14 protein-coding genes are annotated in these 14,813 nt (G+C 59.9%); 7 read left to right on the top strand and 7 right to left on the bottom strand.

The window, feature by feature from the left end:
- Nucleotides 1–108 precede the first annotated feature (108 nt).
- The 3 genes from deoA to deoD all read left to right on the top strand — a co-directional run bounded on the left by deoA (nt 109) and on the right by deoD (nt 3,456).
- The gene (gene deoA / locus ACB042_RS11535) at nt 109–1,440 is read left to right on the top strand and encodes a thymidine phosphorylase (protein ID WP_005358033.1); all 1,332 of its coding nucleotides are present in this window, start codon (nt 109–111) and stop codon (nt 1,438–1,440) included.
- A gap of 14 nt (nt 1,441–1,454) precedes the next feature.
- The gene (locus ACB042_RS11530) at nt 1,455–2,663 is read left to right on the top strand and encodes a phosphopentomutase (RefSeq protein ID WP_005348962.1); all 1,209 of its coding nucleotides are present in this window, start codon (nt 1,455–1,457) and stop codon (nt 2,661–2,663) included.
- Nucleotides 2,664–2,739: 76 nt separating this feature from the next.
- Complete coding sequence (gene deoD, locus ACB042_RS11525; RefSeq protein WP_005340471.1) at nt 2,740–3,456, top strand: purine-nucleoside phosphorylase; 717 nt, start codon at nt 2,740–2,742, stop codon at nt 3,454–3,456.
- A gap of 67 nt (nt 3,457–3,523) precedes the next feature.
- Here deoD and ACB042_RS11520 read toward each other — a convergent pair whose 3' ends face one another.
- Nucleotides 3,524–4,144 carry a YtjB family periplasmic protein gene (locus ACB042_RS11520; RefSeq protein ID WP_005348965.1) on the bottom strand — a complete coding sequence of 207 codons (621 nt, stop codon included), beginning with the start codon at nt 4,142–4,144 and terminating at the stop codon, nt 3,524–3,526.
- Nucleotides 4,145–4,263: 119 nt separating this feature from the next.
- On the opposite strand from ACB042_RS11520, the gene serB reads away from it, so the two are divergent.
- Together serB and ACB042_RS11510 are read left to right on the top strand one after the other, a co-directional pair.
- Nucleotides 4,264–5,274: a phosphoserine phosphatase SerB gene (gene serB / locus ACB042_RS11515; RefSeq protein WP_100654557.1), complete on the top strand. Its 1,011-nt coding sequence runs from the start codon at nt 4,264–4,266 to the stop codon at nt 5,272–5,274.
- A gap of 28 nt (nt 5,275–5,302) precedes the next feature.
- Nucleotides 5,303–6,208: an alpha/beta fold hydrolase gene (locus ACB042_RS11510; RefSeq protein WP_100646777.1), complete on the top strand. Its 906-nt coding sequence runs from the start codon at nt 5,303–5,305 to the stop codon at nt 6,206–6,208.
- A gap of 54 nt (nt 6,209–6,262) precedes the next feature.
- Here ACB042_RS11510 and ACB042_RS11505 read toward each other — a convergent pair whose 3' ends face one another.
- Complete coding sequence (locus ACB042_RS11505) at nt 6,263–8,641, bottom strand: PilZ domain-containing protein (protein ID WP_100654556.1); 2,379 nt, start codon at nt 8,639–8,641, stop codon at nt 6,263–6,265.
- Between the two features lie 100 nt (nt 8,642–8,741).
- On the opposite strand from ACB042_RS11505, the gene radA reads away from it, so the two are divergent.
- Nucleotides 8,742–10,109, top strand: a complete 1,368-nt coding sequence (gene radA, locus ACB042_RS11500) for a DNA repair protein RadA (protein WP_371178442.1) — start codon at nt 8,742–8,744, stop codon at nt 10,107–10,109.
- Nucleotides 10,110–10,190: 81 nt separating this feature from the next.
- Here the strand turns inward: radA and ACB042_RS11495 are convergent, their stop codons facing one another.
- Both ACB042_RS11495 and ACB042_RS11490 read right to left on the bottom strand, forming a co-directional pair.
- Nucleotides 10,191–10,571, bottom strand: a complete 381-nt coding sequence (locus ACB042_RS11495) for a PilZ domain-containing protein (protein ID WP_005340482.1) — start codon at nt 10,569–10,571, stop codon at nt 10,191–10,193.
- A 100-nt stretch (nt 10,572–10,671) separates the two neighbouring features.
- A complete protein-coding gene (locus ACB042_RS11490) occupies nt 10,672–11,154 on the bottom strand; it encodes an Rsd/AlgQ family anti-sigma factor (RefSeq protein ID WP_005348975.1) in 483 nt (160 codons plus the stop codon).
- 337 nt (nt 11,155–11,491) lie between these two features.
- Between ACB042_RS11490 and hupA the strand changes: the two genes are divergently transcribed.
- Nucleotides 11,492–11,764, top strand: a complete 273-nt coding sequence (gene hupA, locus ACB042_RS11485) for a nucleoid-associated protein HU-alpha (protein ID WP_005340484.1) — start codon at nt 11,492–11,494, stop codon at nt 11,762–11,764.
- 127 nt (nt 11,765–11,891) lie between these two features.
- Here hupA and ACB042_RS11480 read toward each other — a convergent pair whose 3' ends face one another.
- From ACB042_RS11480 to ACB042_RS11470, 3 genes are all read right to left on the bottom strand, one after another.
- Nucleotides 11,892–12,335 carry a PACE efflux transporter gene (locus ACB042_RS11480; protein WP_107683775.1) on the bottom strand — a complete coding sequence of 148 codons (444 nt, stop codon included), beginning with the start codon at nt 12,333–12,335 and terminating at the stop codon, nt 11,892–11,894.
- 164 nt (nt 12,336–12,499) lie between these two features.
- Entirely contained in the window at nt 12,500–13,357 is an 858-nt protein-coding gene (locus ACB042_RS11475) for a hypothetical protein (protein WP_144715025.1), read from the bottom strand.
- A gap of 111 nt (nt 13,358–13,468) precedes the next feature.
- Nucleotides 13,469–14,692 carry an Nramp family divalent metal transporter gene (locus tag ACB042_RS11470; protein ID WP_005340487.1) on the bottom strand — a complete coding sequence of 408 codons (1,224 nt, stop codon included), beginning with the start codon at nt 14,690–14,692 and terminating at the stop codon, nt 13,469–13,471.
- Between the last annotated feature and the right edge of the window lie 121 nt (nt 14,693–14,813).

Raw genomic sequence — 14,813 nt, 5'->3', positions numbered from 1 at the left:
AGGTTGATGAGAGGGCGGACTGCTGTCCGCCCTGTTAGCCCCCACCATGCGGTGTGCGGGCAAGGATTCAGGCTTGTGTAACGCCAGCAATGGCGGAGGGAATGAAAGATGTTTTTGCCTCAAGAAATTATTCGCAAGAAGCGCAACGGTGAAGCGCTCAGTACCCAAGAAATTCAATTCTTCGTTCAGGGCATTACCAACAACACCATCGGTGAGGGGCAGATTGCCGCCCTGGCGATGGCGGTCTACTTCAAAGACATGACCATGGATGAGCGGGTTGCCCTGACCTGCGCCATGCGCGACTCCGGCATGGTGCTGACCTGGGATCACCTCAATCTGGGTGGCCCGATTGTCGACAAGCACTCCACCGGCGGTGTGGGTGACGTTGTCTCCCTGATGCTTGGCCCGATGGTCGCCGCCTGCGGCGGTTTCGTGCCGATGATCTCCGGCCGTGGCTTGGGCCACACCGGCGGTACCCTCGATAAACTGGATGCTATTCCCGGCTACCAGACCTCGGTCGACAACGACCGTTTCCTGAAAGTGGTGAAAGAGGCGGGTGTCGCCATCATCGGCCAGACCGGCGATCTTGCCCCCGCTGACAAGCGTATCTATGCAGTACGTGACATTACTGCAACCGTCGAATCCATCGCCATGATCACCGGCTCCATCCTCTCCAAGAAGCTCGCCTCCGGGCTCGAAGCGCTGGTGATGGATGTGAAAGTGGGCTCCGGCGCCTTTATGCCGACCTTCGAAGCGTCCGAAGAGCTGGCCAAGAGCATAGTCGCCGTGGCCAACGGTGCCGGTTGCCGCACCTCTGCGCTCTTGACCGACATGAACCAGGTGCTGGCCTCCAGCGCCGGTAACGCGGTGGAAGTGCGTGAAGCGGTGCGTTACCTGACCGGCGAATACCGTAACCCGCGGATCCACGAAGTGACCATGGCGCTGTGCGCCGAGATGCTGATCTCCGCCGGTCTTGCCAGCGACGAGCGCGATGCCCGCACCAAGCTGCAGGCGGTGCTGGATAATGGCAAGGCGGCCGAGATCTTCGGTCGCATGGTGACAGGTCTCGGTGGCCCGGCCGATTTTATGGAGCGTTACGACGCTTACCTGCCCAAAGCCGCCATCGTGCGCCCGGTCTTTGCGGCCAACAGCGGCTTCGTGACCGCCATGGATACCCGCGAGCTGGGTCTGGCCGTGGTCGCTATGGGCGGTGGTCGCCGTGCTGCCGGTGACAAACTTGATTATGCGGTCGGTCTGACCGACTTTATCCGCCTGGGTCAAAGCGTCGATGCTGACAAGCCGATCGCGATGATCCACGCTCAGACTGAAGAGCAATATGCTCAGGCTGCCAGCATGGTGCAGGCGGCTGTCCGGATTGGTGGCGAGCGGCCGGAGGCACTGCCTGAAGTGTACCGCCGTATCACCCTGGCCGATTTGTAACAAGGGGAAGACCCATGAAACGTACCTTTATTCTGATGATGGACTCTTTCGGTATTGGCGCTGCTGCCGACGCCGACAAGTTCGGAGATGTGGGCGCCAACACCCTTGGCCATATCGCCAAGGCGTGTGCGGCAGGTGAAATTGAAGGCCGTGGCGCCCTCAATCTGCCGAACCTCAACAAGCTGGGTCTGGGCCACGCTTGCGAGCAGGCCTCCGGCTACTTCCCGGAAGGGCTGAAAAAAGATATCGAGGTGGTCGGTGCCTACGGCTTTGCTCAGGAGCTCTCCTCCGGCAAGGATACCCCGTCCGGTCACTGGGAGATCGCCGGCGTGCCCGTGCTGTTCGAGTGGGGCTACTTCAAGGATCACCACAACAGCTTCCCGCAGGAGCTGCTGGACGCCATCGTCGAGAAGGCTGGTCTGCCGGGCTATCTCGGTAACTGCCACGCTTCCGGTACCCAGGTGCTGGACGATCTGGGCGAAGAGCACATGAAGACCGGCAAGCCGATCCTCTACACCTCTGCCGACTCCGTGTTCCAGATTGCCTGCCACGAAGAGACCTACGGCCTCGAGAAGCTCTATGAGCTGTGCCACATCGTGCGCGAGTTGCTGGAGCCCTACAACATCGGCCGCGTGATTGCGCGTCCGTTCGTAGGTACTGGCAAGGGCAACTTCAAGCGCACCGGCAACCGTCACGACTACTCAGTGCTGCCGCCGGCGCCGACTGTGCTGGATTACATGAAAGAAGCGGGTGGCCAGGTGGTCTCCATCGGCAAGATCGCCGACATCTATGCCCAGCAGGGCATCACCAAGCAGGTGAAAGGGACCGGTCTGACCGAGCTGTGGGATCGCACGCTGGAAGAGGTGAAAGCGGCCGGTGACAACACCATCGTCTTCACCAACTTTGTGGACTTCGACTCCTCCTACGGCCACCGCCGTGATGTTGCCGGTTATGCCGGTGCGCTGGAGTATTTCGATTCCCGCCTGCCGGAGCTGTTTGAGCTGCTGCAGGATGGCGACGTGGTGGTGCTGACTGCCGACCACGGCTGCGACCCGACCTGGGGTGGTACCGACCACACCCGCGAATACATTCCGGTGCTGTTCTTCGGCAAGCCGGTCAAGGCCGGCTCCGTTGGTCGTCGCGAGACCTTTGCCGATATCGGCCAGAGCATCGCGGCTTACCACGGCCTGCCGAAACTGGCGTACGGTACCAGCTTCCTGTAATTTACCCGCCCGCCACTTCGGCGGCGGGCAATTTATAAAACAATAAAACTCAACCTAGTGTGAAGGAATCAAGAGAATGGCAACTCCTCATATCAATGCGAAAGATGGCGCCTTTGCTGATACCGTGCTGATGCCGGGCGACCCCCTGCGCGCCAAGTACATCGCTGAAACTTTCCTGGAGAACGTCGAGCAGATCTGCGACGTGCGCAACATGTTCGGTTTCACCGGTACCTACAAGGGCCGTCGTATCTCCGTCATGGGTCACGGCATGGGTATCCCGTCCTGCTCCATCTACGCAAAAGAGCTGATCACCGATTACGGTGTGAAGACCCTGATCCGCGTGGGCTCCTGTGGCGCTGTGCGTGAAGACGTGAAACTGCGTGACGTGGTGATCGGTATGGGTGCCTGCACCGATTCCAAAGTAAACCGTCTGCGCTTCAAAGATCACGACTTCGCAGCCATCGCCGACTTCGACCTGGTTGCCAATGCCGTGCAGGCCGCCAAGAACAAGGGCGTTGCCGTGCGCGTCGGTAACATCTTCTCCGCCGACCTGTTCTACACCCCGGACCCCTCCATGTTCGACGTCATGGAAAAATACGGCATCCTGGGTGTCGAGATGGAAGCCGCCGGTATCTACGGCGTGGCCGCAGAGTACGGTGCCAAGGCGCTGACCATCTGCACCGTCTCCGACCATATCCGTACCGGTGAGCAGACCACCTCTGAAGAGCGTCAGCTGACCTTCAACGACATGATCGAAATCGCACTTGATTCCGTCCTGCTGGGCGATAAGTAATTCTCTTGCGAATAAGAAACGGCGGCCTTCTGGCCGCCGTTTTTGTATCAGCTCATTGGTTGCGCCATCAGTTTTCCGGAGGTGGCGCGGGGGGCGTACTCTTTTTCTTGTGCTTGCGCACCCGCATGTAGTTACGGCGCACGCCGTAGGAGATGAGCACCCCGGCCAGCAGGGCGACCAGCAGCATCAGCCGCTGTTTCTCCTGCACCACCTTGAGCCGGGTGTCCTTGTCTGCCAGCATCTGCTGCTCTTCCAGGGTGATTCGCAGGAAGCCGATGGTCTGCTCGCCATCCCGGATCTCCTGTACGAACTGGATCCGCCCCTTGCCCTGCTCCGGCAGTGACTTGTTATCGCTGCCGATGGGCAGCAGGCTCTCCAGCGGCACCGCCTGCTCAGACTGGGCGAGGGGAATGCCGCGTCCGTCGTAGAGGGTGGCATCGAGGATCTCCGGCTCCGCCGCCAGATCCCGCGCCAGCCGCTCCAGCTCGCTGCTCTTCTCCTCCTTGATCCAGCGTTTCATGTCGCGGGCGGCATAGGCGACCAGCGCCTGTGCCCGGTTGCGCGCTTCGCTGTGCAGCGAGGCCTGGCTTTCACCCTGCATATGAATAAGCACACCGAGCACCCAGCATCCGAGCAGGATACCGGCACCCAGGCTGAGAACACGTTTGATGGGAAGATGACGCTGCAAGCGTGAGACCTCTGGTAACAAGGAGTGGCGGGATCTTGACGCTTGCCTGTACAAAAAGCAATACGCTACTCTGGGCCAGCACTGTTAACCCCCTGATCACCAAGGAAGGCGTATCCCTTATGTTGTTGTCCCGGCTCCCCCCTCTGTTATCCGATTGGCCCGCGTTGTTGTCCGGCTCACCCTGTTGGCAGCTCAACGCAGATGCGTTGCAACCGACAGAGGCTCCGCAGGCTGGCGGCTGGTTGGTGCTGTTTGGCAAGGGGCTGGGCGCCTCCCATCTGGCGCGTCTGTCGCCACTGTTGGCTGCACAGAAGTTGGCGGCCACCCTCTATCCTCCCACCGAGGTGGCAGGCGTGCCGTTGCTGCTGCTTGGCTGCGATCGCTTCTCTGCCGAGTTGGTGGCCGAGCTCAAGAGCGGTGAGTGGGAGATCGATCTCTGCCATCTGCCCGCGCTACCGACCCTGAAGGAGCCCGGCCTGCTGGTGATGGACATGGACTCCACCGCGATCCGCATCGAGTGTATAGACGAGATTGCCCGCCTTGCCGGGGTTGGCGAGCAGGTGGCGGCAGTGACGGCCGCGGCGATGCAGGGCAAGCTGGAGTTTTCCGACAGCCTGCGCAATCGGGTAGCCCTTCTGGCAGGCGCGCCGGTCACCATTCTCGACGAGGTGGCGGCATGGATGCCCTGGATGCCGGGCTTGCAGCTGATGGTCGATACCCTCAAACAGGCGGGGTGGCGTGTTGCTATCGCCTCCGGCGGTTTTACCCGTTTTGCTGGCCAGTTGCAGCGCGATCTGGGGCTCGACGCCATCTTCGCCAACGAGCTGGCGGTGGAAGGGGAGCAACTGAGCGGCAAGGTGAGCGGGCGCATTGTTGATGCCAGCGTCAAGGCCGAGGTGTTGCAGCAGCTGGCTGCCGAATATGCCATTGCACCCGCCCAGACCGTGGCCATCGGCGATGGTGCCAACGATCTCAAGATGATGGGGGTAGCTGGCCTTGGCATCGCCATTCACGCCAAGCCGCTGGTGCGGGCGCAGGCGGCGGCCACCCTCAATCATCACGATCTGGAGGGGGTGATCTGCCTGCTGGCGGCGCGGGCTTGCAGCGAGCAACGCTGGGACAAGCGCTGACAGTGTTTCAAGGAGGAAACCCATTAAAATGGAATTGTTGCAGCAGTCTCTGTTTATCCCCTGTGGTGGCCATCAATTGCATGTGCGCCACATCAAACCCCGGGTCGCCGTGCATGGAGAGCCGATCCTGATGGTGCACGGTGCCATCGAGAACGGGCGGATCTTCTATACCGAATCGGGCAAGGGGCTGGCCTGCTTTCTGGCCCGTCATGGCTATCAGGTCTATGTGGCTGATTTGCGGGGGCGGGGGCTCAGCACTCCTGCCATCGCCGAGCAGGCGGAGCACGGTCAGCATGAGCTGATCACCGAGGATCTGCCCGCCCTGCAGCGCTGGATTGCCGAGCGCCATCATGGCTTCAAGGTGCACTGGGTGGCCCACTCCTGGGGCGGTGTCATCATGGCCTCGACCCTGGTGCGCTTCCCTGAGCTGGCGGATCAGGTGGCCAGCCTGCTGTTTTTTGGCACCAAGCGCGGAGTGTCGGTGCACAATCCCGAGCGCTGGCTGAAGGTAGATCTGATCTGGAATCGGCTGGCCCCCTGGCTGGCTCGCCGCCGTGGTTTTCTGGCGGCTCGCAATCTGAAGATCGGTGCTGACGACGAGCCGCTGCGCTATCTGCAGGAGACCATCCCCTGGGTCAAGTGCGGCCCCTGGCAGGATCCTCACGACGGTTTTGCCTATGACGAGGCGGCGGCACGGGTCAACTGGCCACCGCTCTGGATGATTTCGGCCAAAGCGGACAAGGTGCTGGGTCACCCGACCGATGTGCGCCGTTTCAGCGACGAGATGGGGTCGGCCACTCGTCACACCCGATTGGGGCGGGACAATGGCAACCGCCTCGATTATGACCACATCAACATGCTGACCGCCCCGCAGGCCCAGGAGGATCACTTCCCCCAGATCCTCGACTGGCTGCTCAACCCGCAGGCGGCATGACAAAAAACAGGGCGCCTCGAGCGCACTGTTTCATTTTTGTCTGTTTCCGGATCATCAGTTCAGCGGCGGCGTGATGCCAAAGCGGAACAGGGTGGCCTGGGTGGTATCGGTCAGTTCGCCCACCCCCACCACGCTCCACAGCTCCTCTTCCAGCTTGCGCGCCTTGTGGATGGCGAACTTGGCAATGTAGTCCAGCTCGTTGGCGATGAAGTTGGTGTCGGGCCGTCCGGTACGGGAGATACCGACCAGCACCGAGTAGAACTCCCCCTGTTGCTGCGCCAGCTCGATGAACTGACGCTTCTCTTTGTGGTTGGCAAAGCTGCTGGCCAGCCGGCTGCTGAAAATGGGCAGACCAGCCTTGGTCTGGATGCTGGCGATATAGACCTCGTCTTCTCTCGGTTTGTCCTCCCGCTCGATGGCGCGCAGCGGGTTCATCAGTAGCTCCTTGAGCAACTCCCCCTGAAACAGCGGGTAGAGGTTCTCCTGCTCCGGCAGCTCGGCACAGGCTTGCAGCAGCCGCTGCAGACTGCGTGGTTGCAGAGACTTGCCGATGGAGGCCGGTTTGGGCGCGCCCTTCAGCTTGTTGACGTAGACCGGCGAGTTGAACAGGTGGTGGGTGTAGATGTTGCGCAGTGCCCGCGCCAGCCCACGATAGCGGCGCTGCTCCTGCGCCGCCTTGAGCTTGTTCTGGTTGCTCTCGATCAGCAGGCTGAAGAATTGGCGGCCGGTATGGCGATCCGAATCCCCTTCGATGCAGAGGTGCAGCACGGTGCGGGTCATGTTGAGGCTGACCAGTCGGTAGGAGAGGCGCTGCAGATCCATGCTCTTGGAGAGCTCCTGCAAGCGGGGCAGGGCTATGGTCACCACATCGTTCTTCTCGCCGATAAAAGCATCTTCCAGCTCGATTTGCAGGCCGTGTGTCGAGATATCGCGGGTCCAGCCGATCCAGGATTTGCCGTTGTGATGGATGGCGACCGCGGTCTTGTGGATGTAGCGCGACTCCTTGCGCAGCTGAACATAGTGCAGGGTCTCGATCTCGAACGGGGCAACCCCCTGTTCGTGACCAAAGCGTTGCAGCTCGTTGGCGTTGTTGCTGACCCCTTCCTGATGGAACTCTTCCCGCTGGGACTCCAGGCCGATCTCCTGCAGCAGGCCGCAATAGCCGATCTGCTTGAGCCGCTCGAGCAGCAGGATGTCTTGCAACTGCGGGTTGTCCTGCCCCTGCAGTTGCCCCACATCCGCCTCGACGAGATCGCATGCCTCCAGCGTGAACTTGTAGACACGCCAGCTGGGGCGGCGCGAGCCTACCTGGAAGAAGAGGGCGGTGAGGCCACTCTGGCGCAGCTCCTCGGCGGTGGCGGAGAAGAAGTAGATGTGGCTGCGCACCGTGTGGGTAAAGCAGTAGATGATGGTCTCGGTGGTGGTGCCGGGGGCCGGGCAGAGCCGTTTCATCCGCTCTGCGCTGAAAAGCCCCGCGAGGGCATCGCGGTTTTTCTCATCGCGCCAATACTCCAGCAGGTGTTGGTTGTTCTCGGTACGCAGGGCAATCTCGAGATTGGGGCTGTCGCCAGTGCCGAAGAAGAGCGGCATACCGGTCATCCGTGGCAGATAGAACTGCTCATACCCCTTGATGATGGCGGCGGAGAGCAGATAGTCGACACTGACCCGATAGCGGATCTTGTTGGCATCGATAAAGTCGCTGAGGAAGGCATCGAAGGCGGGCTGTTCGCCGGAGCGCACCAGCCGCAGCCAGTATTTCCCCTCTTTGCTCTCTTCGCCGAGGATCTGATAGCCGACTGGCTGGTGCAGCACCGGATTAGGGGTGTCCCGCTCCAGTCCGGTAAAGAAGACCTCCACCTGGGCGCCGGTGTGATAGTTCGGCAGATAGGGAACCGAGACCCGCATGCCACCCAGCGAGAGATCGGAACTCTTGGCGAACAGCTTCTCACCATCCTGGAACTTGATCAGCACCGGCGAGCTGAAGTGCATCCGCTCCTGACGGCGGCCGTAGTAGCTGGCAAAGGCAATGGTGTTGACATCATATTGCCGGAAGGGGCTGGCCGGCGGCGACAGCTGACCATCCACGCGGGCGTTGTGGTGCTGTTTTTGCCACTGTTGCAGCGCCTCGTAGACGCCGAGGGTATAGATATCGCGGTAGAGATAGCACTGGGACTGGAACAGGGCAATCGCATCGGCGGGCATGAAGTGAGTGATGCCGTCGAACTCATGCACCAGGCACTCATCCTCCAGCTCATCGCGCATGTCGATGACCCTGCGGCAGGGGGAGCACTTGCGCTTGAGCTCCATCTTGATCAGAAAACGGCTGTTGCTGTTTTCCTCCTGAGTCATGCGGTTGAAGATCTCCTCGAAATCTTTCTCCCGCAGCAAGGGGACGAGTTGTTCAATCAGATGTTGCTGGTGTTCTGAATCCATTTGTTCCTGCCACGGAAAGTCACTTTTCCGATTCTGGGTTTGATCTGTCGGTCGCAAACAAGTATATCAAGCAGGAATTCATCCTGTCCCCGAGTTATCAATGGCCAAAAATAAAACTGCTTATGTTTGTTCCGAATGTGGTGCCGACTTCACACGCTGGCAAGGTCAATGCAGCGAGTGCAAGGAGTGGAATACCATCACCGAGGTGCGCCTCGGCTCGGTGAGCCCCGCTGGCAAGAGTGCCCGTTACACCGGTTATGCCGGCGCGGTCGGCAGTCAGGTACAGACACTGGCAGAGATTGCCACCACCGAAATTCCCCGTTTTACCTCAGGTTTCAAGGAGCTGGATCGGGTGCTTGGTGGCGGTGTGGTGCCAGGTTCGGCCATTTTGATCGGCGGCAACCCGGGGGCGGGCAAGTCGACCCTGCTGCTGCAGACCATGTGTGGTCTCGCTGAGCGGATGAAAACCCTCTATGTCACCGGCGAGGAGTCGCTCCAGCAAGTCGCGATGCGGGCCAACCGCCTTGGGCTGCCCACCGACAAGCTGCGGATGCTTTCCGAGACCAGCGTCGAGCAGATCTGCCTGATTGCCCAGCAGGAGCAGCCGCAGATCATGGTGATTGACTCCATTCAGGTGATGCATGTGGCGGATGTGCAATCGTCCCCCGGTTCTGTCTCACAGGTGCGCGAAGCGGCAGCGCTGCTGACCCGCTATGCCAAACAGAACCATGTGGCCATCTTTATGGTGGGCCATGTGACCAAGGATGGCAGTCTGGCGGGCCCCAAGGTGCTGGAGCACTGCATCGACTGCTCTGTGCTGCTCGATGGCGGTCATGACTCCCGTTTTCGGACTCTGCGCTCCCACAAGAACCGCTTCGGTGCGGTCAACGAGCTGGGGGTCTTTGCCATGACCGAGCAGGGGATGCGCGAGGTGAGCAACCCCTCCGCCATCTTCCTCAGCCGGGGGCAGGAGCAGGCGCCCGGTTCCATCGTCATGGTGATCTGGGAGGGCACCCGGCCGCTGCTGGTGGAGTTGCAGGCGCTGGTGGATTACTCCCAGCTCTCCAACCCGCGCAGGGTGGCGGTGGGGATGGATCACAACCGGCTCGCCATGTTGCTGGCGGTGCTGCACCGTCACGGCGGGTTGCAGATGGCGGATCAGGATGTCTTCATCAACGTGGTTGGCGGGGTCAAGGTCGAGGAGACCAGTGCGGACTTGGCGCTGCTGCTGGCGATGGTCTCCAGCTTCCGGGACCAGGCGCTGCCCAAGGATCTGGTGGTGTTCGGCGAAGTGGGTCTTTCCGGTGAAATTCGCCCGGTGCCGTCTGGCCAGGAGCGGTTGCAGGAGGCGGCCAAGCACGGCTTCCGTCGCGCCATCGTGCCGAACGCCAATGCCCCCAAGCACCCCATCGAAGGGATGGAAGTGGTGCCGGTCAAGAAGCTGTCCGAGGCACTCGAGGCGCTGTAATCTCTCAGCATTGCAATCGAGACAACAGCACAACGGAAAAAGAGCGCCTCGGCGCTCTTTTTTATGGGCTGGAACCTGCCATCAGGGCTGGCTATGTTCCAGATGTTCGCTCAGCAGTTGTTCCAGCTCGCGGTGGAGCAGCTCTTCGTCGCCGACGTTGAGCTCGATCATTCGCTTGAGGTGGGTGGCGCTGTCGATATCGATGTGGTGGCAGTAGAACCCCAGTTTTTTGCTGGCTTCGTGGGTCAGCTCGACCTGCATTTTGATCTCGATATCGCTACCGCTCAGGATAAAGCTGAGCTGGTACTCCTTGTTGTCACGGCTCTCCCAGTCGTCGGGGCGGATCAGCAGGGCCCCCTGCAAGGAGACGTCGACAAGCTGGGTCTGCCACTTCTGTTCCCCTTGGGTGAGTTCTGCCATGGTCAAGTAGAGGATCCGTGCAAAACGGCGGCGCTCAGACATGCTCATCTCCTGTATACAATAAGTGTGGACGCTAGGGTCATTGCTCTGAGTGTAATCCACCTTGGTTGCCAGTATCTTGAACTTGCTCCGAAAATGGCATTCAGGCTTGCTGGGTACTCAAGGATTCCACCACATGAAGCGCCTTGACCAGGCGGTCTTCCTGTTTGAACCGCTCTTCCAGAACTGGGCCCAACTCGTTGAGATCATCATCCAGTAGCAGCAATTGGGCCTCGTCGGCATCACTGTATTTGTCGTTGAACTCGAGGGCGAATTCAGTGCTGTTACGAATATGGGGATAGATGCGCTTGGCCAGCTCCAGTGTTTCGCCGCTGGCTTGCTCGAAGGCGGTGACGACGTGGTGGTAGATCTCGAAATGGCCTGCACTGACATAGTCGACCAGGCGGTCGCAAAACTGATGCAGCTCTTCTGTTTTGGGCAGGCTGCGTTGCTTGGTCCGCGCCGGAGTGAGGCCTGCCAGCTGCATGTATCCAACCAGCAACGCTTGCCTTGCATCCAGCCAGTCGTCGATAGCCTTATGCTTGCCTGCCAGCGCCTGCTTGGTCTGTTCCAGTTTCGTCAACATAATCCCTATCCCTCCGTGGGGCAAAGGCTGGCCGATTGTTCGGTATTCCGAGCCGTTTGAGCAGTGACACAACCTATAACTAGGGAAAATCTGGGCAAGCGTCAATAGCCATGGGGGGATAATGTTAAGCGGCGAAGAAATAGTCAGTGGATTGTGTCTGCGTGCTAGCAGGTTTCAGGCCTGCTCACGGTTTTTCGCGTGTGGAATGTGACTATTTCCGCAGATCTTGATGAAAACCCCAGCGTTTGACGCGTTCGGCTCGATAAAGGCTTTGCCTGTGAGTTTTTTTTTGCATAGAGTGACCCAGCGCTAAATGCCCGATCATAAAGGAAATGTTATGAACAAAGCTCAACTTGTCGATGCGATTGCCGCCAAAGCAGATCTGAGCAAAGCTCAGGCCAAAGTGGCTCTGGAAGAGATCATCAATGGTATTACCCAGAGCTTGAAAGAAGGCGATGCTGTGCAACTGGTCGGTTTTGGCACCTTCAAGGTCACCCACCGCGCAGGCCGCACCGGTCGTAACCCGCAAACTGGTAAAGAGATCCAGATTGCTGCTGCCAACGTGCCTTCATTCGTGGCTGGCAAGGCTCTGAAAGACGCCGTCAAGTAAGTCCGAAAGTCTGTTTTGTCCAATGCCAGTCAGCTCGCTGACTGGCATTGTTTTTATGGGATTCTCCCATCCTTCCTATTAGTCCTTCCTGACTTTTCCTTCTGTCGGCCTCGTTGCGGCTGAGGCCTTATGCCGTCTGCGGGTTGGATGGCAGCGGCCAAATCCGCTCATAGGCCCAGGTAAAGACCATGATGTAGGCGAGGTAGAAGGCAACGAAGCCGAGATCCAGCATCAGGGCGTCCCACACTCCCAGATCGAGCCAGAACATGACGCAGGGGAGGGAGAGCATCATGAAGCTCGCCTCATAGCCAAATGCGTGCAGGAAGCGGTCCAGTGGTCGCTTGTTGGTACGCCCGCACAGTTTGAGCAACCCCTTGTCGAACAACAGATTCCAGCCGTAGGTCCAGGCAGTGGCGACGATGGAGAAGAAGATGGCCAGCGAACCGACCTCGGCGACGCCCTGACCGAACAGCTGGCTGATCAGCGGTGCTACCAGTGCCAGCCCGATGCCTTCGTAGAGAACCAGATAACGAAGTCGATCCGGGGTGGTGCGTAGTTGGGTACTACTCATGGGTGATGTGCCTCCTGTGGGAGGCGCATTCTAATCAGGGTATGGTTAAAAGAGAAGCATCGGCCCGTCATGACTGACGTTGAGGGGCATGATGATGCCCCCTCATTTGCGATACTTCTCTATTGCCAACTTAGGCGTTAGCCCTGAGTGGTCAAGTCTGCGACTCAGGCGCCGGTTGGCGTGACCCGGGTCAGCATGGCAAAGCCCTCTTCCACTTGGGTGAGCTCTACCTTGACCTCTCTCAACTCGGCGAGCGAGGCAACATGGGTGCCGCCACAGGGAATGGTCACCTCCTGGCCTTCCAGCATGCAGTGCCAGTAACGGGAATCGATGATCGCCTCGCCAGCGCGGCTGCGGCGGATTTCGCTCCCTGCTGCGATCCAGTCGGCCAGCTGCTGGTTGACCTTCTCTTCAATCAGCGCCAGATCTGCCAGCAGCGCCTCGCTGTTGACCCCTTTCTTGCGCAGGCTCTTGCCGATGCGGTACTGCTCCCGCGAACCGCAAGGCTCGACCCGCGAGCTTTGAATAGCAAGACGATCGAAGTCGGGCTGGCCCAGTGCATCGCGCTCGCTTACCTCCTTGCGCCAGTAGGGGATGAGTACCCTGTTGAGGGCTAGTGCCGCCAGATGGCAGCCACTATGGCCCAGACTCAACGCGTGGCGGGCAGCGCTATCTACTTGCAATTCGACCTGGCTGCCAACGGCTAGCGCGTGGTCACCGGTCAGCGGATGGACCACCACGAAACGCCACCCCTCAGCGCCCCGTTTGACCGGAATGGCAGTATCGACAAACAGCTCGCCATCCGGGCTGATGGCCCCCATCCGGCAAGGGCCAATGGCGGCTTCTCCCCCTTCCCAGCGAGCATGTCCCACATCCCCCGGCTGATCGGGCCAGAGGTGGCTCTGGGGATGAAAGGGGGTGAGGTCGGTGACCAGCAGTGTTGTGTCGCCACGCTGGCAGCAGACCACGCTGGCCTGCTCCTGATGATGGCCCAGCACGAAGCTGACTCGGGTATGTTCCATGGCAAGGCTCCCGCAACGATAAATGAGAAAAGAAAGCGGCAGCATACGCCAAAGTGCGAAGAGGCTCATTAACCAGAGTTAATGAGCCCCTCTTCTCGGTTTTACGGTTCGCTAGATCATGGCGACCAGCAGATAGGCGTTGAGCCCGATCACCAGCGCAACGATAAGGCGTCCTACCGCCTGGGTGACGGGGTGGTTGCGATGTTGCCCCATCAGTGCCCGATCGCCGGTCAGCATCAACAGCGGGATCAGGGCCAGCGCGATGCCAAAGCTCAGGATCACCTGACTCAACACCAGAATTTCGGTGGTGTTGAGCCCCATGGCGATCACCACGAAGGCGGGAGCCATGGTGATGGCGCGACGCAGCCAGAGCGGGATGGTAAAGCGGACAAAGCCCTGCATCACCACTTGCCCGGCCAGGGTGCCCACCACGGTAGAGCTGATACCGGAGGCAACCAGCGAGAGGCCAAACAGAGTGGCTGCCGCCTGACCCAGCAGTGGAGTGAGGGTCTGGTAGGCGGATTCCAGCTCCGCCACCTGCTGGTGGCCCGAGCTGTGGAACGCTGCAGCCGCCATCGCCATCATCGCCAGATTGACGAAGCCGGCGATGGTCATGGCAATCGCTACATCGACCCGGGTGGTGTGCAGCCGCTGGCTGACTGACCCCTGATCCTGAGTGTGCTGGGTCAGTGCCGAGTGCAGGTAGATAACGTGGGGCATCACGGTAGCACCGAGCACACCGGCGGCCAGATAGACGGCATCGCTGTTGGGCAAACCGGGGAAGAGGGCGCCCTCCAGCAGGCTGGGCAGATGGGGGCGGGAGAAGATCAGCTCGACGATGTAGGCCGCCGCGACAAACAGCAGCAGGCCACCGACCACGAACTCCAGCGGTTTCTGGCCGCGGGATTGCAGCATCAGGATCCCCCAGGTCACCACGGCGGTGATGCAGGCCCCTTCAAGCAAGGTCACGCCAAGCAGCAGCTTGAAGCCGACTGCGGCGCCGATAAATTCGGCGAGATCGGTGGCCATGGCGATGATCTCTGCCTGTACCCAGTAGGCCCAGACCGCCGGTTTTGGCAGTCGGTCGCGGATGTGTTCCGCCAGATTCTTGCCGGTGACGATGCCAAGTTTGGCCGAGAGGGTCTGCACCAGCATGGCCATCAGGTTGGCCCATACCACCACCCAGAGCAACTGGTAGCCAAAGGTAGAGCCCGCCTGAATATTGGTGGCGAAATTGCCCGGGTCGATATAGCCGATGGCAGCGATAAAGGCTGGCCCGAGCAGGGTCAGTTTGAATTTGCGGGCTGGAATCGTAGTCGTCAGTGCGGGTTGCATGGCATCACCCTCCATAAGGATATGGAGAGAGAATAGATCTAAGTGATAATCATTATCAATTGTTGTTTCTGATGATTTCCATCGGGAAAAACATTTAAAACGGTCAGTTGCAGTGAGGGAT

It is taken from the genome of Aeromonas sp. S13(2024), assembly GCF_041402405.1.
Taxonomy (GTDB): Bacteria; Pseudomonadota; Gammaproteobacteria; order Enterobacterales; family Aeromonadaceae; genus Aeromonas; species Aeromonas veronii.
The sequence above is the reverse complement of the archived record's forward strand: the minus strand, read 5'-3'. Positions and strand labels throughout refer to the sequence as shown.

Bases quoted from the DNA above. Each gene is read 5' to 3' on its own strand.
- deoA (WP_005358033.1), top strand. From the start codon at position 109: ATGTTTTTGCCTCAAGAAATTATTCGCAAGAAGCGCAACGGTGAAGCG.
- ACB042_RS11530 (WP_005348962.1), top strand. From the start codon at position 1,455: ATGAAACGTACCTTTATTCTGATGATGGACTCTTTCGGTATTGGCGCT.
- deoD (WP_005340471.1), top strand. From the start codon at position 2,740: ATGGCAACTCCTCATATCAATGCGAAAGATGGCGCCTTTGCTGATACC.
- serB (WP_100654557.1), top strand. From the start codon at position 4,264: ATGTTGTTGTCCCGGCTCCCCCCTCTGTTATCCGATTGGCCCGCGTTG.
- ACB042_RS11510 (WP_100646777.1), top strand. From the start codon at position 5,303: ATGGAATTGTTGCAGCAGTCTCTGTTTATCCCCTGTGGTGGCCATCAA.
- ACB042_RS11505 (WP_100654556.1), bottom strand. From the start codon at position 8,641: ATGGATTCAGAACACCAGCAACATCTGATTGAACAACTCGTCCCCTTG.
- radA (WP_371178442.1), top strand. From the start codon at position 8,742: ATGGCCAAAAATAAAACTGCTTATGTTTGTTCCGAATGTGGTGCCGAC.
- ACB042_RS11495 (WP_005340482.1), bottom strand. From the start codon at position 10,571: ATGTCTGAGCGCCGCCGTTTTGCACGGATCCTCTACTTGACCATGGCA.
- ACB042_RS11490 (WP_005348975.1), bottom strand. From the start codon at position 11,154: ATGTTGACGAAACTGGAACAGACCAAGCAGGCGCTGGCAGGCAAGCAT.
- hupA (WP_005340484.1), top strand. From the start codon at position 11,492: ATGAACAAAGCTCAACTTGTCGATGCGATTGCCGCCAAAGCAGATCTG.
- ACB042_RS11480 (WP_107683775.1), bottom strand. From the start codon at position 12,335: ATGAGTAGTACCCAACTACGCACCACCCCGGATCGACTTCGTTATCTG.
- ACB042_RS11475 (WP_144715025.1), bottom strand. From the start codon at position 13,357: ATGGAACATACCCGAGTCAGCTTCGTGCTGGGCCATCATCAGGAGCAG.
- ACB042_RS11470 (WP_005340487.1), bottom strand. From the start codon at position 14,692: ATGCAACCCGCACTGACGACTACGATTCCAGCCCGCAAATTCAAACTG.